The organism is Mycobacterium kyogaense (assembly GCF_003254575.1).
GTDB lineage: Bacteria > Actinomycetota > Actinomycetes > Mycobacteriales > Mycobacteriaceae > Mycobacterium > Mycobacterium kyogaense.
Genome location: NZ_QJUA01000075.1, coordinates 1 through 13,148, shown reverse-complemented (window position 1 = coordinate 13,148; position 13,148 = coordinate 1). Strand labels below are relative to the sequence as shown.

Genomic DNA, 13,148 nt, shown 5'->3' with positions numbered 1-13,148 from the left:
ATACGTCGGCAACGGTCGACCACGGGGCCCACGCCCCAAAACCGACAGACCGTCACCGAAGTCCTGACACATCAACTGTCACCGAAGTCCTGATGCAGAACTGTCACCGATGTCCTGAGACATCACAGTCGAGGGGTGTCACCCCATCCCGGTAATATCGAACACATGTTCGATGACGATCCGGTGGTGCTGATCGACACGATCGCTTCCGCTGGGCGTGCGGAGTCGGCGGCGATTGCTCGGCGGTTGGGTGCGATTGCGGGGCTGTATCGGCGGCGGTGCCGTGATTACGAGGACGCCCAGTTCTGGTACACCGATGTGGTCGAGGCGGTGGCTGCGGAGGTTTCGGCCGCCCAGAACATCAGCCGTGACCGGGCGATTCCTCAAGTGCGCCAAGCGGTGTCGCTGTATCAGCGGTTGCCGAAGGTGGCTGCGCTGTTCGCCCGGGGTGACATCGACTACCGGATGGTGCAGGTCGTCATCACGCGCACGGAGAACGTGCTGGACGAGGTGATCGCGGAGCTGGATCGTTCGTTGGCCGGTGTGGTGCACAAGTGGATGCGGTTGTCGAAGCCGAAGCTGCGGGATCGTATCGACATGTGGGTCGCCGAGCATGACCCTGCGGGGGTTCGGGTGCCGCCGCTGGTGGAGGACAGTCGCTATGTCGAGGTGGAGCCGCATCCGAACGCGGCGGGGATGGCGCTGATCGGTGGTGTGCTCGATGCCGCTGATGCTGAGGCGATCGATCAGCGGTTGAACCTGATCGCGGAATCGGTGTGCCCGAATGATCCGCGGTCGAAGCGGCAGCGGCGCGCGGATGCCACCGGTGCGCTGGGGCGCCTGGAAGCAACGTTGGCGTGCCGATGTGGATCGCCGGACTGCACCGCGGCCGCGGTGCGTGATTCTGCGGCGCAGGTGGTGATTCATGTGTTGGCGGAACAGGAGACCGTCGACGGCACCTGTGCGCGGCCGGGGTACCTGTCCGGGTTCGGGGTGCTGCCGGCGGAGTCGGTGCGCAGGATCGCGTCGACGGCGAAGATCCGCCCGGTCCGCCCGCCCGGCACAGATGCTGAAAAGGGTTATCGGCCGTCGGCGGCGTTGCGGGATTTCGTGCAGTGGCGTGATCTGACGTGTCGGTTCCCGGGGTGTGATCGTGCGGTGATGGGCTGCGATGTCGACCACACAACGCCGTGGCCGTTCGGGCTGACCCATCCCTCGGGGCTCAAGCTGTACTGCCGTACCCATCATTTGATCAAGACGTTCTACACCGGCCCCAACGGCTGGAAAGACCAGCAGCGGCCCGACGGCACGGTCGTGGTGTCCGCGCCGACCGGGCACGTTTACGTCACCGAGGCGTTCGGCGGTGTCCTGTTCCCCGGTCTGGCCGCCCCGACGGCGCCCATGACGACGACGACGCCGGTCGAGCCCGACAACCGCACCGCGATGATGCCGATGCGCACCACCACCCGCGAACAGGACCGCCGCACCCGCATCCGACAGGAACGACAACGACGCCTAGAACTCGACGCCGAACTCGAACGACAACACCAAGCCAGGCTGGCCGCCACCTACGAACCCCCGCCGTTCTGACGGGCCGGTCTGGCATGCTTGTGCCATGACTGAGCCGCAATTCGGTGGCAGCGAGGGCGGCAATCCCTACCCGCCGCCATATCAGCCACAGGGGTACCCGCCCCCGGGGCAGCAGTACGGGCCGCCGCCTGGGCAATTCCCGCCGCCGGTGGGGCAGTACCCACCCTCCTACACCGATCCCTCTGCACCGTACGGGCGGCACCCCATGACGGGTGAACCGCTGTCTGAGAAATCCAAAGTGGTTGCGGGCCTGCTTCAGCTGCTCGGACTCTTCGGACTTGTCGGCATCGGCCGCATCTACCTCGGCTACACCGGTCTTGGCATCGCACAGCTCGTCGTAGGCCTCATCACCTGCGGCATCGGGGCCGTCATCTGGGGCATCATCGACGCGGTTCTGATCCTCACCGACAAGGTGCGCGATCCGGACGGACGTCCGCTGCGCGATGGCACCTAGCTCGAGTCGAACCGGCAACAACCGCCTGCTCATCGGGCTCGGCACCGGGGCCGCCCTGGTGGGCAGCCTGGCCTACATCGGTCTCGGTGACCCGCACAGCCCGAGCTTCGTGTTTCCGCCGTGCCCGTTCAAGGCCCTCACCGGGTGGAACTGCCCGGCCTGCGGCGGCCTCAGAATGACCCACGACGTGTTGCATGGCGACCTTGCCGCGGCCTTCGTCGACAACGCGTTCGTCCTCATCGGCCTACCGCTGCTTCTTGCGTTCATCGTCGGCCAGCGCATCCGCCACAGACCGGTCCAGACCAAGTCCCTGCTCGTCGTCGTCGCGCTATCGGCGATCGCCTGGACCGTCGCCCGGAATCTGCCCGGTTTCCCCCTCGTCCCGACCGTTCTCAGCGGGTAGCCGCCCACCCACGCTGATACACTCGCTCGACGGGCCGCTGCAGTCCCTGACCACGAAAAATCAGGACTGCGAGGAGCATCGTCCATGCTGTTCTCGGCATTGCCCGAACCCCAGGGCCTATACCATCCCGACCGCGAAGCGGATTCGTGCGGTGTGGCCATGGTGACCGATATCCAGGGCCGTCGCTCCCACGGCATCGTCACCGACGGGCTGATCGCCCTCGAACACTTGGAACACCGCGGCGCAGCAGGCGCCGAGCCCAACAGCGGTGACGGCGCCGGCATCCTGATCCAGCTTCCGGTCGAGATGCTCGACGAAGTCACCAGTTTCGACCTTCCCGCGCCGAACCCCCACGGCGACAACACCTTCGCCGCCGGCATCTGCTACCTCCCGCAGGACCTGAGCGCCCGGGCCGAGGCGTGCGCCACCATCGAATCCATCGCCGCAGAGGAGGGGCTCGAGATCCTCGGGTGGCGCGATGTGCCCGTCGATCCGGACGGCGCCGAAATCGGTCAGACCGCGCTGGGCTGCATGCCCTACATGGCGCATCTCTTCGTCGCCGCCCCCGAGCACAACGGAGTGCGCCCCGGCGGCATCGACCTCGACCGTCGCGTGTACCCGCTGCGCAAGCGCGCCGAGCGCGGCGAGGTGTACTTCCCGTCACTGTCCAGCCGCACCATGGTCTACAAGGGCATGCTCACCACACTGCAACTGCCGCAGTACTTTCCGGACCTGCGCGACGAGCGCTGCACCAGTGCCATCGCAATCGTGCACAGCCGCTTCTCCACCAACACCTTCCCGTCCTGGCCCCTGGCGCATCCCTTCCGCTTCGTCGCCCACAACGGAGAGATCAACACGGTGCGCGGCAACCGCAACCGGATGCACGCCCGCGAAGCCATGCTGGCCAGCGCCATGATCCCCGGCGATCTCGCCCGTCTCTCCCCGGTGTGCACCGCCGACGCTTCAGACTCGGCATCGTTCGACGAGGTCCTCGAACTCCTGCATCTCGGCGGCCGCGCCCTGCCCCACGCCGTGCTGATGATGATCCCGGAGGCATGGGAGAACAGCACCACGATGGACGACGCCGAGCGCGCGTTCTGGCGATATCACGCCTCGCTCATGGAGCCCTGGGACGGCCCCGCCTGCGTGACCTTCACCGACGGCACCCTCGTCGGAGCGGTGCTGGACCGCAACGGGTTACGCCCGGGGCGGTGGTGGCGCACCATCGACGACCGGGTGATCCTGGCCAGTGAGAGCGGCGTGCTCGACGTGCCGTCCGCCCAGATCGTCGCGAAGGGCAGACTGCAGCCCGGCAAGATGTTCCTGATCGACACCGCCGCCGGCCGCATCGTCTCCGACGACGAGATCAAGCACGACCTCGCCACCGCCGAGCCCTACGGTGAGTGGCTGCATGCCGGTCTGCTCGACATCAAGACCCTGCCGGATCGCGTTCGCGTGCAACCCAATCACGATTCGGTGGTGCGCCGTCAGATCAGCTTCGGCTACACCGAGGAAGATTTGCGCATCCTGCTCACCCCGATGGCAGCCTCGGGCGCCGAACCGCTTGGGTCGATGGGTACCGACACTCCGGCCGCGGTGCTCTCCGAGCGGTCCAAATCTCTCTACGACTATTTCGTCGAGTTGTTCGCCCAGGTCACCAATCCGCCGCTGGACGCCATCCGCGAAGAGATCGTGACGTCCATGTCGCGGGTCATGGGCCCCGAGCAGAACCTGCTCGCGCCGTCGGCGGCGTCGTGTCGGCAGATCACGCTGGGCTGGCCGGTGCTCGACAACGACGAGCTCAACAAGATCGTGCACATCAACGACGACGGCGAGCATCCCGGCCTGCACACCGCTGTGCTCAAGGCTCTCTACCGCGTCGAACGCGGCGGTGAGGGGCTCGCCGACGCGCTCGAGGATCTTCGCATCCGCGCCTGCGACGCCATCGCCAAAGGCGCTCGGACACTGGTCATCTCCGACCGGGACTCCGATCACAAGAAGGCACCCATCCCGTCGCTGCTCGCAGTGTCGGCCGTACACCACCACCTGGTGCGCACCAAGCAGCGCACGGCCGTCGCGCTCGTCGTCGAAACCGGCGACGCCCGTGAGGTCCACCACATCGCGATGCTGATCGGTTTCGGCGCCGCCGCGGTCAACCCGTATCTGGCGTTCGAGTCCATCGAGGACCTCATCCGCGAAGGTGAGCTCACGGGCATCGAAACCGCCACGGCGGTACGCAATTACCTCAAGGCGCTCGGCAAGGGCGTCATGAAGGTGATGAGCAAGATGGGGATCTCGACGGTGGCCTCCTACACCGGCGCCCAGGCGTTCGAGGCGGTCGGCATCGACAAAGAGGTCATCGACGAATACTTCACCGGCACACCGACCCAGCTCGGCGGTATCGGTCTGGACGTCATCGCCGAAGAGGTCAAGCTGCGGCACCGCCGCGCCTATCCCGAGAACCCCACCGAGCGGGTGCACCGCCGCCTCGAGGTGGGCGGCGAATACGCGTTCCGCCGCGAGGGGGAGCTGCACCTGTTCACTCCCGAAGTGGTTTTCCTGCTGCAGCATTCGACCCGCACAGGCCGCTACGAGGTCTTCGAGAAGTACTCCGAGGAGGTCAATCGGCTCGCCCGCGAGGGCGGCGCGCTGCGCGGCCTGTTCGCCTTCAAGCAGGGCCTGCGCCCCCCGGTGCCGCTCGACGAGGTCGAACCCGCCAGTGAGATCGTCAAGCGCTTCAACACCGGCGCGATGAGCTACGGCTCGATCTCGGCCGAAGCGCACGAGACGATGGCCGTCGCTATGAACCGCCTCGGCGGCCGGTCCAACAGCGGCGAGGGCGGCGAGGACGTCGACAGGCTCTACGACCCGCTGCGCCGCAGCGCCGTCAAGCAGGTCGCCTCCGGACGGTTCGGCGTCACCAGTGACTATCTGGTGAACGCGACCGACATCCAGATCAAGATGGCTCAGGGCGCCAAACCCGGTGAGGGCGGCCAACTCCCGGGCTACAAGGTGTACCCCAACATCGCCAAGACCCGGCATTCCACGCCGGGGGTGGGCCTCATCTCCCCACCACCGCATCACGACATCTATTCGATCGAGGACCTGGCGCAGCTGATCCACGATCTGAAGAACGCCAACGCTGACGCCCGAATCCACGTCAAGCTGGTCAGTTCGGTCGGTGTCGGCACCGTGGCAGCGGGCGTGTCCAAGGCGCACGCCGACGTGGTGCTGATCTCGGGCTATGACGGCGGTACCGGAGCGGCGCCGCTGACCAGCCTCAAACATGCCGGGGCGCCGTGGGAGATCGGGCTGGCCGACACCCAGCAGACGCTCATGCTGAACGGCCTGCGGGACCGCATCACCGTGCAGTGCGACGGCGGGATGCGCACCGCGCGCGACGTGATGGTCGCGATGCTGCTGGGCGCCGAGGAGTTCGGCTTCGCCACCGCGCCGCTTGTGGTGTCGGGGTGCATCATGATGCGCGTCTGCCACCTCGACACCTGCCCCGTCGGCGTGGCGACGCAGAACCCGCAGTTGCGCGCCCGCTTCACCGGTAAGCCCGAGTTCGTCGAGACCTTCTTCGGCTTCATCGCCGAGGACATCCGTAAGCAGCTGGCCGAACTCGGCTTCCGCAGCGTCGACGAGGCTGTCGGCCACGCCGAGGTGCTCGACACCAATCTGGGTGTCGCGCACTGGAAGAGCAAGGGCCTGGACCTGACCCCGATCTTCGCGGTGCCGTCGACCGACGCCGGCCGCCGCCGGGTCCGCGACCAGGACCACGGATTGGAGCAGGCGCTCGACCGCACGCTGATTCAGCTGTGCGAGGGTGCGCTGGAGGACGCCCATCCGGTGCGTCTCGAGCTGCCGGTGCGCAACGTCAACCGGACCGTCGGCACGCTGCTCGGAAGTGAGGTCACCCGGCGCTACGGCGCAGAGGGCCTCCCTGACGACACCATCCATGTCACGCTGACCGGTTCGGCCGGCCAGAGCATTGGTGCGTTCCTGCCGCCCGGGGTCACCATCGACCTCATCGGTGACGCGAATGACTATGTCGGCAAGGGGCTCTCGGGTGGACGCATCGTCGTGCGGCCCGACGATGACGTGCTGTTCCTGCCCGAGGACAACGTGATCGCCGGCAACACCCTGCTCTACGGCGCCACCTCGGGGGAGGTGTTCCTGCGGGGTCGGGTCGGGGAGCGGTTCGCGGCGCGTAATTCCGGCGCTCTCGCCGTCACCGAGGGTGTCGGCGACCATGCTTGCGAGTACATGACCGGTGGTCGGGTGGTGGTTCTCGGCCCGATCGGGCGCAACATGGCCGCCGGCATGTCGGGCGGCATCGCCTACGTCCTGGGCCTCGATCCGCACCGCGTCAACACCGACATGGTCGAGTTGCAGAGCCCCGACGGTGTGGATCTGGCCTGGCTGCGTGAGGTCGTCGAGTGCCATGCCCGCCACACTGGCAGCACGGTCGCCACCTCACTGCTGTCGGACTGGCCCCGCCGCAGCGCGCAGTTCACCAAGATCATGCCGCGCGACTACCAGCGCGTGCTGCAGGCCACCCGGATGGCCAAGGCCGAGGGCAGAGACGTCGACGCAGCGATCATGGAGGCAAGTCGTGGCTGATCCGTACGGATTCCTGGACGTGTCGAAGGTGGAAGCGGCCAAGCGGCCCGTCGACGAACGCGTCGGCGACTGGCGTGAGGTCTACGAGCGACAGGACCCGCACGAGCGCGCGGGGGAGGTGTCCCAGCAGGCACGTCGCTGCATGGACTGCGGAATTCCGTTCTGCCACAGCGGGACCGCGGGCTGCCCGTTGGGCAATCTGATTCCCGAGTGGAACGATCTGGTACGCCGAGGGCGCTGGGACGCGGCCAGCGAGCGATTGCACGCCACCAACAATTTCCCGGAGTTCACGGGCCGGCTCTGCCCCGCCCCGTGCGAGGTCGCCTGCGTGTTGTCGATCGCCGAGGAGCAGACCGGTGGCAGCGTGACGATCAAGCGCATCGAGCAGACGATCGCCGATCAGGCGTGGATGGACGGCATCGTGGAGCCGCAGCCCGCGGCGATCGCGACCGGGAAGCGGGTCGCGGTGGTGGGGTCCGGGCCGGCCGGTTTGGCTGCGGCTCAACAGCTCACGCGGGCCGGCCATGACGTGACGGTCTACGAACGTGATGACCGCATCGGCGGTCTGATGCGCTACGGCATCCCCGAGTACAAGCTCGAGAAGGCCACGCTGAACCAGCGGCTGGCCCAGATGCGCGCCGAGGGAACGCGTTTCGTCACCGAATGTGAAGTCGGTGTCGACGTCACCATCGATGCGCTGCGTGCCCAGTACGACGCGGTGGTGCTCGCCGTCGGTGCGCTGCGGGCCCGCGACAACGACGTCGAGGGGCGGGACCTGGCCGGCGTGCACCTGGCGATGGAGCATCTGGTGCCGGCGAACAAGGAGTGCGAGGGTGACGGCCCGAGCTCCATCTCGGCCGAGGGGCGGCACGTGGTGATCATCGGCGGTGGTGACACCGGTGCGGACTGCCTGGGCACGGCGCATCGCCAGGGCGCGGCGTCGGTGACCCAGCTCGACTACAACCCCGAGCCGCCGGAGTACCGCGACGAGTCCAGCGCGCCGTGGCCGATGTGGCCGGTCGTGCTGCGCACCCGGCTGTCCCCGGCGCACGCCGAGGGCGGCGAACGCCGCTACCAGGTCGCCGTGCAGCGGTTCGTCGGCGACGACGACGGCAACCTGCGCGCACTGGAGATCGCTGAGGTGAAGGTCGAGCGCGACGAGACGGGCCGGCGCCGGATCACCCCGGTGGGCGACACCCTGGAGATCCCGTGCGACCTGGCGCTGCTGGCGATCGGTTTCGACGGCGTTGAGCACATGCCGCTGCTGGACGGCCTGGGGCTCACGCTCACTCCGCGGGGCACGCTGCGCTGCGGTCAGGACTGGCAGACGGACTCGCCCGGGGTGTTCGTCTGCGGGGACGCTCATCGCGGCGCGTCGCTGATCGTGTGGGCGATCGCAGAGGGGCGCAGTGCTGCGGCCGCGGTGGACACCTACCTGATGGGCGAGACGGACCTTCCCGCCCCGGTCAGGCCTGGTGCCCTACCGCTGGCCGTCATCTGAATCGATTAACGACTATGCTCGGCATCCGTGAATAGACGCGGAAAAATCGTCTGTACGTTGGGTCCGGCCACGGCCTCTGAGGATGCGGTCCGCAAGCTCGTCGAGGCGGGCATGGACGTCGCGCGGCTGAACTTCAGCCATGGCGACTACCCCGATCACGAGGCCAACTACAAGCGGGTCCGGATGGCATCGGATCGCACCGGGCACGCCGTTGGCATCCTCGCTGACCTGCAGGGACCCAAGATCCGTCTCGGTCGGTTCGCCGACGGTCCGACGGTCTGGGAGAACGGCGAGACGGTGCGTATCACCGTCGAGGACTTCGAGGGCACCCACGACCGGGTGTCGACGACCTACAAGCGCCTGGCCCAGGACGCGGCGCCGGGGAACCGGGTGCTCGTCGACGACGGCAACGTGGGCCTGGTGGTCGAGCACATCGACGGCAACGACGTGGTCTGCACGGTCACCGAGGGCGGCAAGGTCAGCAACAACAAGGGCATGTCGCTGCCGGGGATGAACGTCTCGGCGCCGCCCCTGTCGGAGAAGGACATCGAGGACCTCGAGTTCGCGCTGAGGTTGGGCGTCGACCTGGTCGCGCTGTCGTTCGTGCGGTCACCGGCCGACGTCGAACTGGTCCACGAGGTGATGGATCGGGTCGGGCGACGGGTCCCGGTGATCGCGAAGCTGGAGAAGCCCGAGGCCATCGATAACCTCGAAGCCATCGTGCTCGCGTTCGACGCGATCATGGTGGCCCGCGGCGATCTCGGCGTCGAGCTACCGCTCGAAGAGGTGCCGCTGGTGCAGAAGCGCGCCATCCAGATGGCGAGGGAGAACGCCAAACCCGTCATCGTGGCCACGCAGATGCTGGAGTCGATGATCGAGAACTCCCGGCCCACCCGGGCCGAGGCCTCCGACGTGGCCAACGCCGTACTCGACGGTGCCGACGCAGTGATGCTCTCGGGGGAGACGTCGGTCGGCAAGTTCCCGTTCGAGACGGTGCGCACCATGGCCCGCATCATCTCCGCGGTGGAGGAGAACTCGGTGGCCGCGCCGCCGCTGACCCACGTCCCGCGCACCAAGCGCGGAGTGATCTCGTATGCCGCCCGTGACATCGGGGAGCGTCTGGACGCCAAGGCGCTCGTCGCGTTCACCCAGTCCGGCGACACGGTCCGCCGGCTGGCCCGGCTGCACACCCCGCTGCCGGTGCTCGCGTTCACCGCGCTACCCGAGGTGCGCAGCCAATTGGCGCTGACCTGGGGTACCGAGACGTTCATCGTGCCGCACATCCAGACCACCGACGGCATGATCCGCCAGGTCGACAAGTCGATGCTGGAACTGGGCCGCTACAAGCGTGGTGATCTGGTGGTCATCGTCGCGGGTGCGCCTCCGGGCACAGTAGGGTCGACGAATCTCATCCACGTCCACCGCATCGGCGAGGACGACGTCTAGACCCTGGGGGTTGCGTGTCAGCAGACTTCGATGAACTGCTGGCAGTGCTCGACCTGAAGAGGGTCGACGACGACACCTTCCTGGGCGTCCACCCGAGCAAGAACCCGGTCCGGACGTTCGGTGGGCAGATGATGGCGCAGGCGTTCGTGGCGGCGAGCCGCACGCTGAGCCATCCTGTTCCGCCGAGCACGCTGTCGGTGCACTTCATCGCCGGCGGCGATCCCGAACGGGATCTCGAGTTCCACGTGGTGCGTCTGCGGGACGAGCGGCGCTTCGCCAACCGGCGGGTGGACGTCATGCAGGACGGGGTGCTGCTGACCACCGCGCTGGTGTCGTTCCTGGCCGGCGGCAAGGGACTCGAACACGGGGTGCCGCAGCCCGAGGTGGTCGAACCCCTCGACGTGCCACCGATCGATGAACTGCTGGGCGGCTACGAGGCGGTCGTGCCGCACTTCGCCAATGCGTTGCGGCCGATCGAGTGGCGCTACACCAACGACCCGGCGTGGATCATGCGGGACAAGGGCGACCGGCTGGCGCACAACCGCGTGTGGATGACGGCCCGCGGCGCGATGCCCGACGATCCTGTCCTGCATGCGGCGGCGCTGGTCTACTCGTCGGACACCACCGTGCTGGATTCGATCATCACCACCCACGGGTTGTCGTGGGGGCACGACCGGATCTTCGCGGTGACCACCAACCACTCGGTGTGGTTCCACCGGCCCGTGCACTTCGACGACTGGGTGCTGTACTCGACCACCTCGCCGGTGGCCGCGGAGTCGCGCGGTCTGGGCTCCGGGCACTTCTTCGACCGGTCAGGTCAGTTGCTGGCCACGGTCGTGCAGGAAGGGATCGTCAAGTACTTCCCGGCCCGGGCTACCGGGTCGGTGTCACCGTGACGGAGAACTGGTCTTCGACGCGCCGCTGGAAGTCCTCGGCGCACTGCTCGACGGCGGAGTTGTCGTTTCCGGCGCGGCTCAGGCAGTCCACGTAATCGGTGCCGCCCACCTGATCGAAGAGCCCGATGTAGATCGGGATGAACACCAGCGAGGCGATGATCGCGACGGCTCCGAGCGCGATGCCGGCGATCGCGACGCCGCCGTTGGTCGCCTCGCCGCGCTTGACCCTGCCGCGGGCGAGGAATCCGATGATGATCGCGCTCAGCCCGAGCACGATGCCTCCGGCGATGGACCAGCACAGCACGACGCCGATGATCGCGAGAATCAATGCGGCCGTGCCCAATCCGTTTTTCGGCGCCGACGGGGGCGGCGGCCCGCCCGGGTAGCCGCCGTAGCCCTGAGGGCCGCCGTAGCCCTGAGGGCCGCCGTAGCCGCCATAACCGCCTGGGCCGCCGTACTGCGGGGGTGAGCCGTACGGAGGAGGTCCATACGGCGGAGGTGGCGGCACGTCGCTCATGCCGGTGAGATTACCCGGACGTTCGACGATTCCGGCAGATGATGCGTGGCGACCACGACGGTCCGGTCGGCGCCGAACAGCCCTGACGGGGCGAGGATGTCGGACAGCAGCGTGTCGGCATCGGAGCGGTCGAGGTGCTCGGTCGGTTCGTCCAGCAGCACAGTCGGGGCTGTGCAGATCAATGCCCGCGCGAGCAGCAGTCGTCGCCGCTGGCCGGCCGACACCGCGGTCGCGCCTCCGACGAGCACTGTCGAGAGGCCGTCGGGCAGCTCGGCGAGCCAGTGGCCCAATCCGACGCGGGCGAGCGCATCGGTCAGCTCCTCGTCGCTCGCGTCGCCGCGGGCCACCAGCAGGTTGTCGCGCACCGTCGTGGCGAACAGGTGGGCGTCCTCGGCGAAGAACGTGCCGGCGGTATGCATCAGCAGGGTCGTCTTGCCGCAGCCGCTCGGTCCCACCACGGCCACCCGGTCTCCGCGCGCGAGGTGCAGGGGAGCGACGTCGGGGCGGCGGCGTGCGGCGGCGTCCGGTTCGGTGAGTTCCCTGAGGCGGCGGGCGGCGACGCGCGCCCTGGTCAGCGCGACCGCGGCGGCAGGCAGGGCTGCGCTTGCCTCGAAGGCCGACAGCGGGAGCAGCATCAGGACGGCCAGCGTCGTCGGTGCCGCGCTGTCGGCCAGGGTGATCCCGGCGAGCAGTGCGCCGAGCACGCTGATGCCGGTGGCAGCGGCGGGGGCGGCCGCGGCGACGGCTCCCGGTGCGGCCGCGCGGTCGATCGCGCGTCCCCAGCGGCGCTGCTGCTCTGCGGCGTGAGCGAGGACGCCGGGGAGACGGCCGGCCACCCGCAGTTCAGCCGCATGGTCGAGTGCCAGCAGGGCGGCCGTGTCACGCTCTGAATGATGCTGTGCCGCAGTGTCTTCAGCGCGGCGGGCGGCGCGCGCGGCGACGGCGGGAGCGGCCATCCCGGCGAGGAGAAGGCTCGCGGTGAGGACGGCGGCGGTGACCGGGGAGATCACCCCGACCGTCACGACGGCGGCGATCCCGAGGACGCCTGCCACGCACATCGGCACGACAGCACGCACCAGCACGTCGGCCACGTCGTCGACGCCGGCCCCGACACGGGCGACCAGATCGCCACGGTGCCTAAGGCTCACGTCGTCGGCCGGGGCGGCGGCCAACCGGGCGAAGAGGCGTTCTCGGGCCGAGCCGGCGGCCCGTAACGCGGTGTCGTGGGAGGCCAGCCGCTCGCAGTACCCGAACACCCCGCGGGAGATGCCGAACGCGCGCACGGCGACGACGGCGATCGTCAGGTCGAGCACGGGGGGCATCTGCCAGGCGCGGGTGATCAGCCACGCGGACACCCCGGCCAACGCGAGCGCGCTGCCGAGCGATGCCACACCGAACGAGATCGCCAGCAGCAGCCGCGACAGTCGCGGCCGCAGCAGCTCATACACCCACATGCGCGGGCACCCCCATGTCGACGACGGTGTCGGCGATGGCGAGCACCGCGTCGCGGTGCCCGACCACGATGACGGTCGCACCGCCGTCGGCCCGTCCCCGGATCGCGGCGAGCACCGCGCTTTCGGTGGCCCCGTCGAGATGGGCGGTCGGTTCGTCGAGCAGCAGCACCGACGCCTCTGAGCCCAGCACGCGCGCCAGCCCCAGCCGCTGGCGCTGTCCCAGTGACAGCCCCACCCCGCCCTGCCCGAGCACGGTGTCGA

10 protein-coding genes are annotated in these 13,148 nt (G+C 68.4%); 7 read left to right on the top strand and 3 right to left on the bottom strand.

All coding sequences use genetic code 11. The features are described from left to right. Positions 1-165: 165 nt before the first annotated feature. The 7 genes from DMB80_RS27035 to DMB80_RS27005 all read left to right on the top strand — a co-directional run bounded on the left by DMB80_RS27035 (position 166) and on the right by DMB80_RS27005 (position 10,916). Entirely contained in the window at positions 166-1,590 is a 1,425-nt protein-coding gene (locus DMB80_RS27035) for an HNH endonuclease signature motif containing protein (RefSeq protein WP_111512646.1), read from the top strand. Positions 1,591-1,615: 25 nt separating this feature from the next. Next, on the top strand, positions 1,616-2,044 hold the full coding sequence (locus DMB80_RS27030) for an NINE protein (protein WP_111512645.1): 429 nt from the start codon (positions 1,616-1,618) through the stop codon (positions 2,042-2,044). Further along, a complete protein-coding gene (locus DMB80_RS27025) occupies positions 2,034-2,447 on the top strand; it encodes a DUF2752 domain-containing protein (protein ID WP_111512644.1) in 414 nt (137 codons plus the stop codon). Before DMB80_RS27030 ends, DMB80_RS27025 begins: the two co-directional genes overlap by 11 nt. A gap of 84 nt (positions 2,448-2,531) precedes the next feature. After that, a complete protein-coding gene (gene gltB / locus DMB80_RS27020) occupies positions 2,532-7,073 on the top strand; it encodes a glutamate synthase large subunit (protein ID WP_111512643.1) in 4,542 nt (1,513 codons plus the stop codon). Next, complete coding sequence (locus DMB80_RS27015; protein WP_048424271.1) at positions 7,066-8,574, top strand: glutamate synthase subunit beta; 1,509 nt, start codon at positions 7,066-7,068, stop codon at positions 8,572-8,574. The genes gltB and DMB80_RS27015 overlap by 8 nt, the downstream gene beginning before the upstream one ends. Before the next feature lie 27 nt (positions 8,575-8,601). Next, positions 8,602-10,020 carry a pyruvate kinase gene (gene pyk / locus DMB80_RS27010; protein ID WP_111512642.1) on the top strand — a complete coding sequence of 473 codons (1,419 nt, stop codon included), beginning with the start codon at positions 8,602-8,604 and terminating at the stop codon, positions 10,018-10,020. A gap of 14 nt (positions 10,021-10,034) precedes the next feature. Further along, on the top strand, positions 10,035-10,916 hold the full coding sequence (locus tag DMB80_RS27005) for an acyl-CoA thioesterase II (protein WP_111512641.1): 882 nt from the start codon (positions 10,035-10,037) through the stop codon (positions 10,914-10,916). On the opposite strand, the gene DMB80_RS27000 is transcribed toward DMB80_RS27005, so the two are convergent. The 3 genes from DMB80_RS27000 to DMB80_RS26990 form a co-directional block, all read right to left on the bottom strand. Next, positions 10,894-11,433 carry a DUF4190 domain-containing protein gene (locus tag DMB80_RS27000; RefSeq protein WP_111512640.1) on the bottom strand — a complete coding sequence of 180 codons (540 nt, stop codon included), beginning with the start codon at positions 11,431-11,433 and terminating at the stop codon, positions 10,894-10,896. The two genes, DMB80_RS27005 and DMB80_RS27000, sit on opposite strands and share 23 nt — an antisense overlap. Continuing rightward, entirely contained in the window at positions 11,430-12,887 is a 1,458-nt protein-coding gene (locus tag DMB80_RS26995; protein WP_111512639.1) for an ATP-binding cassette domain-containing protein, read from the bottom strand. Before DMB80_RS26995 ends, DMB80_RS27000 begins: the two co-directional genes overlap by 4 nt. After that, positions 12,874-13,148 (bottom strand): ATP-binding cassette domain-containing protein (locus tag DMB80_RS26990; protein ID WP_121497474.1); only part of this gene is annotated, 275 nt, incomplete at its 5' end. The genes DMB80_RS26990 and DMB80_RS26995, both read right to left, overlap by 14 nt.